Below are 16982 nucleotides of genomic sequence, written 5' to 3'. Positions count from 1 at the left end.
CAATGCGTCACGGGGGGTTAGTATGACTTTACCCAACCTCCCTTTGGCAACTGCTGTCTATGTTTCGCTGAACACCGCAGTGGTCTGCGCCAGCTCACCGGAAACGGACCTGGAGCGTATTACGGTTAGCGGCAGTCAGTATACGCTTGCCGCTGAGCAAAAAGCGCACTTCCTGTCCAAAGAACACATAGAAGTCATGCCCCACATAGCCGACGATATTTTTCGTCTTATGCCGAGTTTACCCGGTGTGGCAGCCGGAGATTATTCTGCTAATTTCTTTGTTCGTGGTGGCCACTCGGATGAAGTACTTGTCTTACTGGATGGACAGCAGCTGTACCGGCCATTTCATATGAAGAGCTTCAACAGTGCCTTCAGCATAGTAGACACTGAGAACGTAGGGGCGTTAGAGTTTTCCAGTGGTGGGTTTACAGCGCGCTATGGCAACAAAATGAGCGGCGTTATGGCCATCGACAGCATTTATGATATAGCCGAACAAAAAAATAGTTTGGGGGTTAGCTTCATCAATGCAAGAGCAGGTTCACAAGGCACATTTGCAAATGAGCAGGGCTCCTGGATGGTGTCTGCTCGACGCGGCTATCTGGACTTGGTGCTTGAGGCGATTGAAGATGAGTCTAATAAGTTCGAGCCCATCTATGCCGACCTGTTTATAAAAGTGCGCTACAACCTGTCGGATACGCATGCTCTGTCGGGACATTTCCTGTATGCCTGGGACGACGAAATACTTGATGATACCTTTCAAGAATGGGATGGCACCAGAGAATATCAGGTCAAGGAAAAGGTGAGTGGTAAGTACAGTAGCGCTTATTTCTGGACTGTACTGAATTCAGACTGGCGTACAGATCTGAGTAGTCAGACCTTATTGTCGGTTGCCAAAGTAGAGGAAGACCGGCGTGGTGGTCAGTATGACCCCACGGAAATCTGGCTTACTCTGGATGATAATAAATTTTTTTACGCCTATTCCCTGAAGCAGGATTGGCAGTGGCATCTTAGCGAAGATCATTACATCGAGTCGGGCTTTGACGCTAAATACCTGGACGCGGAATATGACTACTGGATGGAAGCCTGGTATCGGCTCAATTATGGTGGTGAAGACTATCGCTATCGTAAGACCCGGTTAACCGCATCCGGCAATGTGTTTGGTGCCTATCTGAGTGACCGCTGGCGGATCTCTGAGGCCTGGGTAGCTGAGCTGGGCTTGCGCTGGGATCAACAAGATTACTATGGATTCACCCGATCGCAATGGAGCCCCAGAGTTGCGCTCTTGTATCAGTTTACAGAAGGTCATCGAGTTTCCCTGAGTGCCGGTGATTATTATCAGCCTGAGGAGATACTTGGCCTGCAGGTTGCTGACGGTATCACACAATTTCACGGTGCAGAAAAAGCCCGGCATATGATTTTGTCCTATCAGGGGGGACTCAGTTCGAGTTTCCAGTGGCGCGCCGAGGCGTATCTGAAAAAACTCTCTGACCTTCGCCCATGGTATGAAAATGCCTTTGATCTTTATGAGTTCTTACCTGAAGGGCAGGCAGACAGGTATCAGGTTGCGCCTCAGTCCGCCAGAGTCAAAGGCGTTGAGCTGAGTTTTCAGCACAGTATTTCGCCGCAATGGCAGTGGCAGGCAAGTTATAGCTGGTCTAACGCACAGGACAGTATAAACGGGCACTGGTACCCGCGCAGCTGGGACCAGAGGCACTCTGTGAAGCTGGCAAGTAGCTATGAGTTCGATAATGGCTGGCAGCTTAGTGGATTGATGTATTTTCACTCGGGGTGGCCGCTCACCGGAGAGTCAGGCTCTTTGCAGAAAACTGCAGGGGGGCAGGTTGAGATAAAGCGCAGTCTGAATGCGCGAAACCAGCGTAAACTGGGAAACTATAAACGAGTCGATTTCCGGATCCACAAAATCTATCCTTTATCAAACAGCGAGTTAACAGTATTTTTTGAAGTGTCCAATGCCCTGAACTTTGACAATGAATGCTGCATTGAGCGTACAAGCTATACGGTCAATGAGCAGGGAAAGCTGCTTAAAAAAGAAGAGCGGGGTCACTGGTTACCTATTATCCCGTCGTTTGGCGTTAAATGGGAGTTCTGAGGTCACAATCACAAAGCCCGGTTATTATGCCGGGCTTTGAGTTCACAGCTTATTAATCCTGTACAGAGCGAAGCAGGGCGTTAATCCCCACTTTTTCACGGGTTTGCTGATCCACTTTTTTCACGATAATGGCGGCATACAGGCTATGCGTACCATCTTTGCTCGGCAGTGAGCCAGGCACCACTACCGCACCGGCTGGTACCCGGCCATAATGGATCTCACCTGTTTCGCGGTCATAGATGCGGGTACTCTGTGAAATATACACACCCATAGAAATCACAGCCCCTTCTTCCACGATCACACCCTCAACAATCTCGGAGCGGGCGCCGATGAAACAGTTGTCTTCAATGATGGTTGGGTTGGCCTGTAATGGCTCCAGTACACCGCCAATGCCCACACCACCTGACAGGTGCACGTTTTTACCAATCTGTGCACATGACCCTACGGTCGCCCAGGTATCAACCATGGTCCCTTCGTCTACATACGCGCCAATATTGACATAAGACGGCATCAGCACCACGTTTTTACCGACAAAGCTGCCCTGACGTGCGACGGCGTTAGGCACGACGCGCATACCACCTTGCTGAAATTGCTCTGGTGTATAGTCGCTGAACTTGAGCGGGACTTTATCATAAAACTGATTGACGCCATCGTGCAGAGGTTGGTTGTCGCGGATACGAAATGACAGCAACACCGCTTTTTTTAGCCACTGATGTACAACCCACTCACCGCTGATCTTTTCCGCAACCCGGGCTGCGCCTGAGTCCAGCATGGCCAGCGCATCAATAATGGCATTTTTAACCTCAGGAGACACATCACTTGGCGTGATGGTATCGCGTTTTTCCCAGGCTTGTTCAATAATGGTTTTTAAATCCGACATAGTGTCCTCATTTATTCAGATTCTGCATTGAGTTTTTTCATCAGTGAGCGATGTAGTGATGCTTTGGCATCTTCACTGAGACGTTGATAATCTTTGTCCGAGACCACAAAAAAGTCCTCTGCACGTTCGCCCACAGTGGTAATGCGTGCGGCGTGAATGTGCAGTGAATGAAGCTGAAATACCTCGGCTATTTTAGTCAACAGGCCGGGAATATCTACCGCCTGGATCTCTATCAGGTTGCGGTCGCTGCGTGCATGGGGGCGTACCACAACCTTAGGTTTAATATTGAAGTCTTTAAAGCGTTGTGAGCGATTTTTCTTGAGCCGTATTTTCTTTTTCGGATCGGTCAGGATCACTTCCAGGCTGCGGCGCAGGGTTTTGGCCCGGCCACCGCTGATAGGTCGACCGTCCACTTCCAGAATGACAAAGCTAAAGACCACGTAGCCATCTTTGGTAGTCAGGACCTGCGCATGCTGGATCTGGGCTTTTTTGGAGCCAATCACGGCCACCAGTTTGGCAAACAGGCTGGCTTCGTAAGGTGCGTAGACAAATACCTGAGTCCCGCCATGCATAGGCTGTTCAGAAACCACCACACAAGGCTGACTCAAATCATCACGACCGAGCAGGTATTCGGTATGCCAGGAAATTTGCTGCTCGCTAAATGCGGTAAAGTAGTTGGCTTTAAAGCGCGCCCAGATCATATCAATCAGGTCTTCGCGATAATCCTTGTTAATAAGCCGCTGTTTGGCTTGCTGTTTCTTGTCGCGGATCTGGTCTCGCATGTCCATGGGGTTTTCAAGCCCAAGCCGCAATGCTCGCTGGGTGAGTAAGTAGAGCTCACGCAATAGCGTATTCTTCCAGTCATTCCACAGGTTGTCATTGGTTGCGCGAATATCGGCAACGGTCAGGCAGTAGAGATAATCAAGCTGGCGCTCATTTTTGATGCGCGAGGCAAACTCGTTGATCACATCCGGATCATTGATGTCCTTACGCTGCGCGGTGACCGACATCAGCAGGTGATTTTCGACCAGCCAGGCTACCAGTTTGCTGTCGGACGAAGAAAAACCATGCATGCGTGCAAAGGCTGAAGCATCTACAGCCCCCAATTCTGAATGATCTCCGCCACGGCCTTTGGCAATGTCATGGAAAATCCCTGCCAAATACAGTAACTCGGGCTTATCCATGCGGGTGACAATTTCAGAGCACAGCGGAAACTCATGCTGATGCTCATGACTGAAGTAGCGATAAATATTGTTGATCAGCTTGTGGGTATGTTCATCCACGGTGTAGGCGTGGAACAAGTCGAACTGCATCTGGCCAAAGATATTGCGCCACTGTGGTAAATAGGCGGCAATGATCCCGTGCTTATGCATCAGGGTAAATGCGCGACCCATACCGTTGGGGTGTTTAAGCAAGCGCATCAGCGCGTCACGGCAGGCTGCATAATCCTGTAAATCGCCGAGCAGGCGTCGTCTTACCTGACGCACGGTACGAATGGTGCTGGGATCAATGTCGGTAATTTCAGGATGATCAGCAATATGCTCAAACAATAAAATGAGGTTTTCCCGGCGAAAGAACACGGAAGGGTTTTTCACCCGAATTTTATTGCCAACACGCTCAAAGTGGTTATCGAGCGGAATTACGGTTTGTTCACTTTGATCCGGTAAAATACTCTGCTCAAAATACGCCAGCAGCATCTGGTTCATTTCCCGTACCCGGCTCATGATCCGGAACAGGCGTTTCATCATGCGTTCAACGGAGGCTTTGCCTTCTGAGCCAAACCCTAATAGTTCTGCAGCATGCGGCTGATAGTCAAAGAGCAGGCGGTTCTCGCTGCGCCCCGCCGCCAGGTGCAGTGCAAAACGGATGTTCCAGAGATTTTCCAGGCACTCCAGTAGCTCCTGATATTCTTCATGCGTGAGGTAGCCGTGGCTTATCAGTTCTTCCAGCGTTTCGGCGTGAAAGTGTTTTTTGGCCACCCAGAAAATGGTTTGCAGGTCGCGCAGACCGCCGGGATTCTCTTTGATATTCGGTTCAAGGTTATAAGCCGTACCGTGGCACTTTTTACGTCGCAGGCGCTGCTCTTTGACTTTGGCGATAAAAAACTCGTCGGACTGCCAGATGGGGGTTTCGACAATATGGCTCTTAAGACGCTCAAACTCCACGTGATTACCGCAAATTAAGCGGCTTTCCAGCAAGCTGGTGGTAAAGTGCACGTCTTCGCGTTTTTGTTCCAGCACCTGCTCGTGGGTCCTCACGCTGTGGCCAATGTCCAGGTTCAGATCCCACAGCAAAGTCATAAAAGACTCTAATGATCCTGTTAATTCAGGGCCTGGCTCCACTTTACAGAGCAAGAGGAAATCGATGTCTGAATACGGATGCAGCTCACCGCGGCCATATCCACCTACGCCAATGAGGGCGAGGTCGGGAAATTGGGCCAATCCGGTGTCGGAGTAGAGCTTGATCAGCAGCCTGTCTATAAACTCAGCTCGGGCATTGATAAGCTGTCGGACTGGTTGCTTAGAAAACTGATTGTTTAGCCATTTATAAAAATAGGCCTGGCAGTTTTTGTAGTCATTCAAGGTTTGCGCTTCGTCGAGAAGCGTTTTTACTTTGTTTGGTAGTGCCACCTGGGCTCCCTATGTTGCGCGCAAAACTCACAGCTCAGTTTTACACTAAGTGGCAAAAAAATGCGAGAAAGTGATAGGGTAAGGGCGCTTAAATGGATGAAAAGGCAGCATACAAGCCTGCTAAGCAAGACGCCACCGGCTGGTGGCGTTTTTGAGTTCAGCTTAAGCTGTGTGCTCAATCACTCGCTCAATGGTGTCGTCGCTGCGCAGTGTCAGGATTTCTACCCCATTTTCAGTTACCAGCAGTGTGTGTTCCCACTGGGCAGACAGGCTACGGTCCTTGGTGACCACAGTCCAGTCATCCTTAAGCAGTTTACAGTGGCGTTTACCTGCATTGACCATAGGCTCAATGGTCAGACACATACCGGCCTGTAGTGCTTCTCCGGTGCCTGGTTTGCCGTAGTGAACGATTTGTGGCTCTTCGTGGAACTCAGCACCAATACCGTGGCCGCAATATTCACGTACGATAGAGTAGTTAAAGCCCTCGGCATATTTTTGAATCGCAGCGCCGATGTCACCAATGCGTACGCCAGGCTTCACCATGCGAATACCGATATACAGTGCTTCCTGAGTGACTTCGCTCAGGCGTTTGCCCTGAATACTCGGCGTACCAACAAAGAACATCTTTGAGGTATCGCCGTGATAACCATCTTTGATGACAGTCACATCTATATTGATGATGTCGCCCTCTTTAAGCGGTTTGTCGTTTGGAATACCGTGACAAATGACGTGATTTACAGAGGTACAAATTGACTTCGGGAAACCGTGGTAGTTAAGTGGTGCCGGGACTGCCTGCTGCACATCCACGATATAATTATGACAAATGGTATTCAGCTCATCGGTCGTCACCCCTGGTTTGACATAAGGTTCAATCATTTCTAATACTTCAGCGGCTAACTTACCGGCAACACGCATTTTTTCGATTTCTTCAGGGGTTTTGATCACTGCACTCATTGAGACTCCAAGTCATAGTTTCGACGCAACAACACCAGGCTAGTTTATGAACGATTTTTAGCCCAAACGTTGAGTTAATTTCTTTTATATGGTATAAAGCGCGCCGTCTTTTTACAAATAAATCTTTCAGCCGGGTTCGGCTCACAGGTTGTTTGTAACGAAGACAACACGAAATTTAATTTTAACACACACACATATCGACACATACACTTGGGTGCAAGCGCGGAACAAATTGTCGGGTAACCGAATTTTCGAACTTGTTGGTGTTATGGGATATGTGGAGGCCTAACCCTAACTAAATTAGAGGAAAATACAAATGGCAAACGTTTCAATGCGCGATATGCTTCAAGCTGGTGTTCACTTCGGTCACCAGGCTCGTTACTGGAACCCTAAGATGAAGCCTTTCATCTTCGGCGCTCGTAACCGTGTACATATCATCAACCTGGAAAAGACTGTTCCTATGTTCAACGATGCACTTAAGTTCCTTTCGAACGTTGCATCTAACAAAGGTAAAATCCTTTTCGTAGGTACTAAGCGCGCTGCAAGCGAAGCAGTTAAAGAAGCAGCTATTCAAAGCGAGCAGTTCTACGTAAATCACCGTTGGTTGGGTGGTATGCTGACTAACTGGAAAACAGTTCGTCAGTCAATCAAGCGTCTTAAAGACCTTGAGACTCAAAGCCAAGACGGTACTTTCGAGAAGCTGACTAAAAAAGAAGCTTTGATGAAAACTCGCGAAATGGAAAAGCTTGAGAAGAGCCTTGGTGGTATCAAAGATATGGGCGGTCTTCCAGACGCTATCTTCATCATCGATGCTGACCACGAGCACATCGCTATCCGTGAAGCAAACAACCTGGGCATTCCAGTAGTATCTGTTGTTGATACTAACTCTAACCCAGATGGCGTTGACTTCATCATCCCAGGTAACGATGACGCGATCCGCGCTATCCAGCTTTACACTGGTGCTGTTGCGACTGCTATCACTGAAGGTCGTGAAAGCAACATCGTTGCTCAAGCTGAAAGCGACGACTTCGTAGAAGCTGAGTAATAGATTACAAACCGTGCCACTGGCAACACAGGTGTGCGGGTGGCCGGTTGTAACGCACTAAGCTGTCATCAAGTCTTCATCTTATTTTTCCGAAGACTTGATATTCTTTACAAGCGGTAATTCGCTTATCAAAAAACCGAATTCAGAATTGAGGATATTCTAATGGCTGTAACTGCTGCCCTAGTTAAAGAACTTCGCGAGCGTACTGGCGCTGGCATGATGGATTGTAAAAAAGCACTGACTGAAACTAACGGTGACATCGATCTGGCGATCGAGAACATGCGTAAGAGCGGTGCTGCTAAAGCTGCTAAAAAAGCTGGTAACATTGCTGCTGAAGGTACAATCCTGATCAAGCAAGGTGAAGGTTTCGCTGCTCTTCTTGAAGTTAACTGTCAAACTGACTTCGTTGCTAAAGACGAAAACTTCCTGGGTTTCGCTAACACTGTTCTTGACGCTGCTGCTGAAGCTAAGACAGACATCGAAACTTTGAAAGCTCAGTTCGAAGAAACACGTGTTGCACTAGTTGCTAAAATCGGTGAAAACATCAACGTTCGTCGCGTTGAGTACATCGACGGCGAAAACATCTCTGCATACCGTCACGGCGACCGTATCGGTGTTGTTGTAACTGGTGACGCTGACGAAGAGACTCTGAAGCACGTTGCAATGCACGTTGCTGCGTCTAAGCCTGACTACCTAAACCCAGAAGACGTACCTGCTGAGGTTGTAGAGAAAGAAAAAGCGGTTCAGGTTGAAATCGCTATGAACGAAGGCAAGCCTGCTGAAATCGCTGAGAAAATGGTTGTTGGCCGCATGAAGAAGTTCACTGGTGAGATCTCTCTTACTGGTCAGGCGTTCATCATGGAGCCTAAGAAGTCTGTTGGCGAGTACCTGAAAGAGAAAGGTGCTTCTGTTTCTTCATTCATTCGCCTTGAAGTTGGTGAAGGTATCGAGAAGAAAGAAGAAGACTTCGCTGCTGAAGTTGCTGCTCAAATCGCAGCTGCGAAAGGCGAATAATCACGCATAGGTGATTAAGTGATGCAAAAGCTCCCTCGAGACGAGATTTGCTTTTGCGTCACTGCACAAAATTCTCTAAAATAACCGCGCATTTATGTGTAGCATAAGCGCGGTTATTTTGTATCTCACTTTTAATTTGGCCCGGAAATTATGACTATCAATCGAAAACCTGTTTTTAGACGCGTTCTTCTTAAACTTAGCGGCGAAGCTTTGATGGGAGATGAAGGCTTTGGAATCGATCCAAAAGTATTGGATCGTATGGCCCAAGAAATAAAAGAACTTGTAGAACTCGACGTAGAAGTGGGTTTGGTTATCGGCGGCGGTAACTTCTTACGTGGCGGCTCTTTGGCCGAAGCGGGTATGAACCGCGTAGTGGGTGACCACATGGGTATGCTGGCAACTGTCATGAATGGTTTGGCGATGCGTGATGCGCTGCACCGTGCGTTTGTGAATGCCCGACTGATGTCTGCCATTCCTCTTAATGGTGTATGTGATGCGTACAACTGGGCTGAAGCAATCAGCTTGCTGAAATCAGGTCGCGTCGTGATCTTCTCAGCGGGTACCGGTAATCCGTTCTTCACTACAGATTCAGCAGCCTGTCTGCGTGGTATCGAAATCGAAGCGGATACGGTGATCAAGGCGACTAAAGTAGATGGTGTATTTAGTGATGATCCGGTGAAAAACCCGGACGCAGAACTCCATCGTCACCTGACGTACAATGAAGTGATTGAAAGAGAATTAAAGGTTATGGACCTGGCGGCATTTACCCTGGCTCGTGACCACAACATGCCTTTGAGCGTATTCAACATGAACAAACCAGGCGCGCTAAAGCGTGTTATCATGGGTGAAGAAGAAGGCACTTTAATCAGTACACAACCAGCTGCAGAGTAAGGACTTAGGTGAAAAGCCTAGCCAAAACAGTAATTAAACTCGCCAGCTGAGTCCGATTAATACAGTAAAGAATAGGATAGCACTGTGATTGATGATATTAAAAAAGATGCGCAAGAGCGCATGACAAAAAGTGTAGCTGCGCTGGCAAGCCAGCTGTCTAAAATCCGTACTGGCCGTGCACACCCGGCATTACTTGATGGTATTTCAGTATCTTACTATGGTGCTGACACGCCGCTGAATCAGGTTGCTAACGTGACGGTTGAAGACTCTCGTACACTGGCTATCAGCGTATTCGACAAGTCTCTGGCACAAGCGGTAGAAAAAGCGATTATGGCGTCTGATTTAGGTTTGAATCCTATGTCTGCCGGTACTGTTATCCGTGTTCCACTTCCTCCATTGACTGAAGAGCGTCGTAAGGACCTTATCAAGATCGTACGTGGCGAAGTTGAAGGTGGCCGTGTTGCGGTACGTAATATCCGCCGTGATGCAAATGGTGACGTTAAGTCTTTACTTAAAGACAAAGAGATTTCTGAGGACGAAGCACGTCAGGCAGAAGACGAGATCCAGAAGCTAACTGATAAGTTTATCAAAGAGATGGACACTCAGCTGAGCGCGAAAGAAGCCGAGCTGATGGAAATCTAAGCAACCACAAATTTATTAGGTTTGCAGCGCCGTCTAAGGTATACTAGACGGCGTTTTTTTTTACTTAAATAGGCACTATGATTTTAACCGCTGACGCAATTTCACAGCAATCTCTGCCCAAGCATGTTGCCATCATTATGGATGGAAATGGTCGCTGGGCTCAGGCGCGTAAACGCCCCCGAGCATTTGGACACAAGAAAGGGGTCGATTCAGTTCGCAGTGCTGTGCAGTTTTGCTCTAAGCTAGGGATAGAGTCATTGACGTTGTTCGCCTTTAGTAGCGAAAACTGGCGTCGTCCTGAAGACGAAGTCAGCACTTTGATGGAATTATTCCTGTTTGTTTTGAGTAAAGAAGTTAAAAAGCTCCATAAGAATAATGTGAAACTATCTATCATTGGTGACATCTCGCGCTTTCCAGCCGGGTTACAACAAAAAGTCGCTGATGCAGAACAGTTAACCGAAGGCAACACGGGTTTGAAGCTGAATATTGCAGCAAACTATGGTGGTCGCTGGGATATCATGCAAGCGACCCAGTCCCTTGCGCAGCAGGTAGCGAATGGTGAGATTCAGCCAGCCGACATAACGGAAGAGGCGCTGTCATCACAGCTAACCATGGCGGATCAAAGCCCACTCGATCTTCTGATCAGAACGGGAGGAGATTATCGCATTAGTAATTTTTTACTGTGGCAGGCTGCGTATGCTGAACTCTATTTTACCGAAACGCTATGGCCAGATTTTAATGAGGAAGCATTTTCAGAGGCACTTGCCTGCTACGTGTCCAGAGAGCGACGTTTCGGTTGTACCGGCGAACAAATAAAACAATTACTCGCCGAGCACAAAACAACAAGTTGAAGGTATAAAGTTTGTTAAAACAACGTGTTATGACGTCGGTGGTGCTGGCGCCACTGGCCTTACTATTGGTGTTTTTCACACCACTTAATCTATTTAGCGTGATTGCCGGCGCCATTATTTTGATGGGCGCCTGGGAATGGGCGGCCTTTATAGGCCTGACTAATCGCCTCCACAAAGGCGTCTATGTCCTTATTATGGCAGCCGTGCTGGCGGCTCTTCATGTACATTGGCCGATCACTGAATTATGGCAACAAGGGCGTTTGGTTGCAGATGCGAACTATGTCTTTACGCTTGCCGCAGCCTGGTGGCTGGTTGCAACCGTTCTGGTTATGAATTATCCGCGTATGGCCAGAGCCTGGAATGAAGGTATGATCATGCGTACCATCGCCGGCTTTTTGACCTTAATTCCACTATGGCTGGCACTGAATGTACTGCGCAGTGCAGAGTATCATCAGGCAGAGCAATATGGCTCGGTATTAATCATGGTGGTACTGGGCATTGTCTGGAGTGCAGACATAGGCGCTTACTTTGCCGGTAAGAATTTTGGCAAACACAAGTTAATGCCCAATGTTAGCCCCAATAAAACGATTGAAGGGTTGATAGGCGGTTTACTGACGTCTGTCGTGTTTGTGGTTATTTTCTGCTATTGCAGCGACGTAGAGCAACACCAGTGGCTATTGTATGCCGGCTTAACCGTTGTAATAGCGCTGTTTTCTGCTGTCGGTGATTTGCTGGAAAGCATGTTTAAACGAGAAGCCGGGTTAAAAGACTCGGGCAAATGTTTGCCGGGACATGGCGGTATTCTTGACCGTATCGATAGTTTAACTGCGGCTGCGCCGATTTTTGCCTTGTTGTATGCCTGGACGGTGACACTATGAGTGACAAGCAAAACCTGGTTATTTTAGGGTCTACTGGCTCTATTGGCACATCAACGCTGGATGTTGTCGAGCGAAATAGCACACAGTATCAGGTTTTTGCGCTGGTTGCCGGACGTAATGTGCAGCTGGTTATTGAGCAGGCGCTGAAGCATCAGCCTCGCTATGTCGTTATGGGAGCTGAAGAAGCAGCCAGAGAAGTAGGCGCAGCACTGAGTGGCCAGCAGACGGAGGTGCTCTGTGGCACTCAGGCCATGTGTGATATTGCCGCTCACACTGACGTTGACATAGTGATGTCAGCCATTGTCGGTGCGGCGGGATTATTGCCAACACTGGCGGCGGTAGAGCAGGGCAAGAAAGTCCTGCTGGCCAACAAAGAATCTCTGGTCATGTCTGGCCAATTGTTTATGGATAAAGTAAAGCGCCATGGTGCAACTTTGCTGCCCATAGACAGCGAACACAATGCTATTTTCCAGTGTTTACCTGATGCGCTGCAAAAGGGTGACAGCACCGCCCTTGACGCTCAAGGGATCCGAAAAATCCTGCTAACCGGTTCCGGCGGCCCGTTTTTGACCCGGGCCATTGATACGTTGGCCGATGTAACCGTTGCAGAGGCTGTCGCACACCCAAATTGGTCAATGGGACAGAAGATCTCCGTAGACTCCGCGACCATGATGAACAAAGGGTTGGAGTTTGTCGAAGCAAAATGGCTGTTTCATTGCCAGGCTGATGACATTGAAGTGGTTATCCACCCACAGAGTATGATCCACTCCATGGTGCAATACATAGATGGCTCTGTGATTGCGCAAATGGGGCAACCTGATATGCGCACGCCAATTGCTTATGGCCTGGCTTATCCCGAGCGAATCGAAGCCGGCGTAAAACCACTCGATTTTGCGGATATTGTTGATTTCACTTTTACTAAACCCGATTTCAATCGCTATCCCAATTTGAAGCTTGCTATTGATGCCTGTCGCAGTGGTCAGTCTGCAACGACCACGTTGAATGCGGCAAATGAAATAGCCGTCGCTGCCTTTTTGAACGAGCAAATTGGATTTTGCGATATTTATCGCATCAACGCCGAAGTGCTTGAACGCTGCCATCAGGAACCATTACACTCTGTGGACGCGATTATGGCACAGGATGCGCAAGCACGCAGACTGGCCAGGGAACTGATCACTAAGTAGGAGCTGTTATGCTTGAATTTTTTTGGAACCTGGGTTCTTTCATCGTCGCACTGGGGATCTTGGTGGCTGTACATGAATATGGCCACTTTTGGGTTGCCAGAAAAGCAGGCGTTAAGGTACTTCGCTTTTCTATCGGATTCGGAAAGCCCCTGGTACGCTGGTACGACAAACTCGGTACTGAATATGTGATAGCTGCCATCCCCCTGGGTGGTTACGTTCGCATGTTAGATGAACGAGTTGATGAGGTTGAAGCGTCAGAGCAGCACTTGTCCTTTAACAACAAACCTGTCCTTTCCAGAATCGCAATTTCAGCTGCCGGACCACTTGCAAACTTCATCTTTGCTATTTTCGCACTGGCTCTGATGTACATGGTCGGGGTGCAAAATGCCAAGCCCATTGTTGGAGGTGTGGCTGAAAATAGCATTGCCGAACAGGCGCAGGTACAATCCGGAGACCGCATCATCAGTGTTGATGAACAGGTTGTTCAGTCCTGGCAGGAAGTAACGTTTGCGCTGATGAGTGGTTTAGGCGAATCAGAGGTGATACTCAAAGTCCAGGACAGCAAAGGTCAACTTGCCTTACGTCAACTCGATACGCGGGAGTGGCGACTGGACGAGCAGGACGTACCGCCTCTGACATCTGTGGGGATCCAACCCTATCGCCCCAACCTGAAACTGGAAATAGCTCAGGTTGCTAAGGGCTCTGCGGCAGAGGAAGGTGGATTGGAAGTTGGCGACAAATTGCTGCGTTACAACAATGAACCTCTTAACTCCTGGACTCAGTTTGTTCAGCTCGTACAAACCTCAGCCCAAAAGCGCAGTCATTTGGTTGTGCAACGAGGGGCAGAGGAGGTAGACCTCTATCCAACTCCTGAGGGTCGAAAAGACAGCTCTGGAGTACTGACTGGCTATTTAGGGATTGTTCCTGTACTTGAACCCTGGCCGGAAGGCTATATTGAAACTAGACAATACGGGGTATTCGATAGTATCGTGCTGGGCGTTAAAAAAACCTACGACTTGACGGCGCTCAGTTTTGAGATGATTGGTAATTTATTGACCGGGCAGGTATCGGTCAAGAATCTCAGTGGGCCAGTTGGCATTGCTGTTGGAGCCGGAAATAGTGTGAGTTATGGGTTTGTCGCATTTTTGGGCTTTTTGGCATTAATTAGCGTCAACCTTGGGGTTTTCAACCTTTTACCCCTGCCGGTCTTAGATGGCGGGCACTTAATGTATTACTTTATTGAACTTATTCGCAAAAAACCGGTCTCTGAAAAGACACAAGAGTTAGGCTACAAGGTGGGTGCGGTTGTGCTCCTGGCGCTAACTTGTTTTGCACTACTTAACGATGTATCGAGGCTTTAGGCCGCTAGGTGCGATAGCAATTGAGGCGCACTGTTCGCCGTAAGCTGTAAAGGATAAAGATAATAAAATGCCTATAAAAAAACATTTAGCTGTAACGAGTTTACTGGGCGCGAGCTTTGCTGCTCTGGGGCAAAACTCCTTTATCGTAGAAGATTTGAAAGTTGAAGGCCTGCAGCGCGTTGCGCTGGGCGCTGCGTTAACGCACATTCCAATCAACGTTGGTGATCAAATTGACGATTACACAGTGTCTAAGACGATTAAGGCGTTGTTTGCGTCAGGCCACTTTGATGATATTGCCGCATTTAGAGATGGCAACCAGGTTATCTTCAAGGTCAAAGAGCGTCCCACGATTGCCTCTATTGAGTTTGATGGCAACAAAGACATTAAAGATGAGCAGCTACAAGAAAGTTTAGACCAGCAAAATATTCGTGCCGGTGAAACCCTCGACAGAACGGTTATCGATAGCGTAGAGAAAGGTCTGATTGAGTTTTTCCACAGTATTGGTAAATACAATGCCAAAATTGAAATGAGCATAGTTGAGTTACCAAGAAACCGGGTCAGGCTGAAGCTGGATTTCAATGAAGGCGACGCCGCATCCGTCAGGCAAATTAACCTGGTAGGTAACGAGCTCTTCTCTGATGAAGAACTGTTAAAGCTGGCCGAGTCGCAACAAGACTTACCCTGGTGGAAATTCATGTCAAGTGATCGCTACCAGAAGCAAACCATAGAAGGTGACCTGGAGAAGATCCGCAGTTACTATCTGGACCGTGGCTACCTGCGTTTCAATATCGATTCAACTCAGGTTTCTGTCAGCCCTGAACGTGAGTCGGTTTATGTCACAGCAAACCTCACAGAAGGTGAGCAGTACATGGTAAAAGACTTTGAGTTCATTGGTGACTTACTAGGTCGCGAAGAGCTGATCCGCAGCGTCATACCTCTAAAAAGTGGCGAGCTATACAACGGTTCGATCGTGACCGCCTCGGAAGAGTTTATTAAAAGCTATCTGGCACGTTTCGGGTATGCCAATGCAGAAGTACGTACTGTTCCAGATATTGACGATGAAAACAAAGAAGTTAAGCTTACGCTGGCCGTAGACCCGGGCAAACGTGTTTATGTGCGTCGTATAGCGGTCAACGGTAACCAAGTGACTGCGGACCATGTTGTTCGTCGTGAAATGACTCAGCTTGAAGGTGCCTGGTTATCTAACCAAAGCCTCGAGCGTTCAAAGCTACAGATCCAACGTCTGCCTTATATGGAAAGTGTTGACTTTGAAGTTAAGCCAATTCCGGGTATTGACGATCAGGTTGACGTTGATTTTAAAGTAAAAGAGCAGCCAGCAGGTAGCTTCCAGGCCGGTGTTGCCTATGGCTCATATGGTGGTTTGCAGTTTAACGTTGGGGTGAGTGAGTCTAACTTCCTCGGCACCGGTAATCAGCTGGCGTTTAACATTAATACGGGGCGCGGCTCTAAGCGTTACACTGTGTCCTATACAAACCCTTATTTTACACCGGATGGCGTATCTCAGGGGACGAGTGTTTTCTACAGTGACTTTGACGGTAGTAAGCTGGGCCTGATTGATTATGACCAGACAAACTATGGTCTGGGTACAAACTTCGGTTTCCCAATTGATGCCGTTAACCGCATTAACTTTGGTGTGCGTTGGATAGAAGAGAAGTTGGATCGCATTCCAAACTATGAACAGTCTCGAGTCATGGTTCTAGCGTTTACCGATCAAGACAATCCGGATGCCGGATTTGATTTTACCAAGTATGAGCTAAGTGTAGGCTGGTCTCGCATTACGGTTAACCGTGGTATGTTCCCGACAGATGGTTCACGCCAAAATGCCACCTTCAGGGTTACCACACCTAACTCGGATCTGAACTTCTTTAAAATCAACTACGATTCACGTTTCTACTGGCCAGTCAGTAACGACCACCGCTGGGTGTTTTCTGCTCGCGCGGGACTTGCCTATGGTAATGGTTACGGAGAAGTCAACGGCTTTGAGCAAACACTGCCATTCCAGGAATTCTACCGTATTACCGAAATGGAATTACGCGGCTTTGACCGTAACACCATTTTGCCGCGCGCGTTGCAGCGTGTACCTACCGCTATCGGCGGTTCACCATTGCCAGATGGTACAGTACCCGGCTCAATTGGTGGCGACCCTGAATTTGATAACCTGATCCAGGGTGGTCGTATCGGTGGTAATGCAAAAGCGTTAGCGGGCATCGAAATGATTGTTCCGACTCCGTTTATGGACGAGGAAAACACCAGTTCAGTGCGCACCAGCTTCTTTATTGATGCTGCCAACGTCTGGGATACGGAGTTTGACGTTGATCGTTACACCAACTTGTCACCAAGTGTTTATAACACACTGTCGGACTACTCTGATCCAAGTCGATTCAGAGTGTCTACGGGCTTATCTGTACAGTGGATCTCACCAATGGGACCTATGCTGATCAGTTTCGCCTACCCACTGAAAAAAGAAGAAGATGATGAAACAGACTTCATCAGCTTCAATATAAGTAATACTTTCTAAGGA

At 48.2% G+C, this 16982-nt stretch carries 13 protein-coding genes; 10 read left to right on the top strand and 3 right to left on the bottom strand.

Annotated features, from left to right (window positions below; translation table 11 throughout):
- Positions 1-22: 22 nt before the first annotated feature.
- Entirely contained in the window at positions 23-2110 is a 2088-nt protein-coding gene (locus ACXAH1_RS06295) for a TonB-dependent receptor plug domain-containing protein (protein WP_475194914.1), read from the top strand.
- A 52-nt stretch (positions 2111-2162) separates the two neighbouring features.
- Here ACXAH1_RS06295 and dapD read toward each other — a convergent pair whose 3' ends face one another.
- The 3 genes from dapD to map form a co-directional block, all read right to left on the bottom strand.
- The gene (gene dapD, locus ACXAH1_RS06290; RefSeq protein ID WP_253048838.1) at positions 2163-2990 is read right to left on the bottom strand and encodes a 2,3,4,5-tetrahydropyridine-2,6-dicarboxylate N-succinyltransferase; all 828 of its coding nucleotides are present in this window, start codon (positions 2988-2990) and stop codon (positions 2163-2165) included.
- Between the two features lie 11 nt (positions 2991-3001).
- Complete coding sequence (gene glnD, locus ACXAH1_RS06285) at positions 3002-5620, bottom strand: [protein-PII] uridylyltransferase (protein ID WP_475194910.1); 2619 nt, start codon at positions 5618-5620, stop codon at positions 3002-3004.
- 162 nt (positions 5621-5782) lie between these two features.
- Positions 5783-6574 carry a type I methionyl aminopeptidase gene (gene map, locus ACXAH1_RS06280; protein ID WP_475194905.1) on the bottom strand — a complete coding sequence of 264 codons (792 nt, stop codon included), beginning with the start codon at positions 6572-6574 and terminating at the stop codon, positions 5783-5785.
- A gap of 316 nt (positions 6575-6890) precedes the next feature.
- Here map and rpsB point away from each other — a divergent pair, with 316 nt between their 5' ends.
- The 9 genes from rpsB to bamA all read left to right on the top strand — a co-directional run bounded on the left by rpsB (position 6891) and on the right by bamA (position 16979).
- On the top strand, positions 6891-7619 hold the full coding sequence (gene rpsB, locus ACXAH1_RS06275) for a 30S ribosomal protein S2 (RefSeq protein WP_049866374.1): 729 nt from the start codon (positions 6891-6893) through the stop codon (positions 7617-7619).
- Between the two features lie 162 nt (positions 7620-7781).
- A complete protein-coding gene (gene tsf / locus ACXAH1_RS06270) occupies positions 7782-8633 on the top strand; it encodes a translation elongation factor Ts (protein WP_125783261.1) in 852 nt (283 codons plus the stop codon).
- A gap of 150 nt (positions 8634-8783) precedes the next feature.
- Positions 8784-9524 carry a UMP kinase gene (gene pyrH, locus ACXAH1_RS06265; RefSeq protein ID WP_010385750.1) on the top strand — a complete coding sequence of 247 codons (741 nt, stop codon included), beginning with the start codon at positions 8784-8786 and terminating at the stop codon, positions 9522-9524.
- Between the two features lie 84 nt (positions 9525-9608).
- Positions 9609-10166, top strand: a complete 558-nt coding sequence (gene frr / locus ACXAH1_RS06260) for a ribosome recycling factor (protein ID WP_010385751.1) — start codon at positions 9609-9611, stop codon at positions 10164-10166.
- 77 nt (positions 10167-10243) lie between these two features.
- A complete protein-coding gene (locus ACXAH1_RS06255; RefSeq protein ID WP_475194896.1) occupies positions 10244-11017 on the top strand; it encodes an isoprenyl transferase in 774 nt (257 codons plus the stop codon).
- 11 nt (positions 11018-11028) lie between these two features.
- Complete coding sequence (locus ACXAH1_RS06250; RefSeq protein WP_253048832.1) at positions 11029-11895, top strand: phosphatidate cytidylyltransferase; 867 nt, start codon at positions 11029-11031, stop codon at positions 11893-11895.
- Positions 11892-13079 (top strand): 1-deoxy-D-xylulose-5-phosphate reductoisomerase, encoded by a 1188-nt coding sequence (gene ispC, locus ACXAH1_RS06245; RefSeq protein WP_475194894.1) that lies wholly within the window; start codon positions 11892-11894, stop codon positions 13077-13079. The genes ACXAH1_RS06250 and ispC overlap by 4 nt, the downstream gene beginning before the upstream one ends.
- An 8-nt stretch (positions 13080-13087) precedes the next feature.
- Positions 13088-14440, top strand: coding sequence for a sigma E protease regulator RseP (gene rseP, locus ACXAH1_RS06240; RefSeq protein ID WP_475194891.1), 1353 nt, complete (start codon positions 13088-13090; stop codon positions 14438-14440).
- Positions 14441-14507: 67 nt separating this feature from the next.
- Entirely contained in the window at positions 14508-16979 is a 2472-nt protein-coding gene (gene bamA / locus ACXAH1_RS06235; RefSeq protein ID WP_475194889.1) for an outer membrane protein assembly factor BamA, read from the top strand.
- Positions 16980-16982: the final 3 nt, after the last annotated feature.

This window comes from Pseudoalteromonas sp. AWH4_217, from assembly GCF_056161105.1.
The sequence above is the reverse complement of the archived record's forward strand: the minus strand, read 5'-3'. Positions and strand labels throughout refer to the sequence as shown.

Bases quoted from the DNA above. Each gene is read 5' to 3' on its own strand.
- pyrH (WP_010385750.1), top strand. From the start codon at position 8,784: ATGACTATCAATCGAAAACCTGTTTTTAGACGCGTTCTTCTTAAACTT.
- rpsB (WP_049866374.1), top strand. From the start codon at position 6,891: ATGGCAAACGTTTCAATGCGCGATATGCTTCAAGCTGGTGTTCACTTC.
- ACXAH1_RS06295 (WP_475194914.1), top strand. From the start codon at position 23: ATGACTTTACCCAACCTCCCTTTGGCAACTGCTGTCTATGTTTCGCTG.
- rseP (WP_475194891.1), top strand. From the start codon at position 13,088: ATGCTTGAATTTTTTTGGAACCTGGGTTCTTTCATCGTCGCACTGGGG.
- dapD (WP_253048838.1), bottom strand. From the start codon at position 2,990: ATGTCGGATTTAAAAACCATTATTGAACAAGCCTGGGAAAAACGCGAT.
- ACXAH1_RS06255 (WP_475194896.1), top strand. From the start codon at position 10,244: ATGATTTTAACCGCTGACGCAATTTCACAGCAATCTCTGCCCAAGCAT.
- ispC (WP_475194894.1), top strand. From the start codon at position 11,892: ATGAGTGACAAGCAAAACCTGGTTATTTTAGGGTCTACTGGCTCTATT.
- map (WP_475194905.1), bottom strand. From the start codon at position 6,574: ATGAGTGCAGTGATCAAAACCCCTGAAGAAATCGAAAAAATGCGTGTT.
- bamA (WP_475194889.1), top strand. From the start codon at position 14,508: ATGCCTATAAAAAAACATTTAGCTGTAACGAGTTTACTGGGCGCGAGC.
- tsf (WP_125783261.1), top strand. From the start codon at position 7,782: ATGGCTGTAACTGCTGCCCTAGTTAAAGAACTTCGCGAGCGTACTGGC.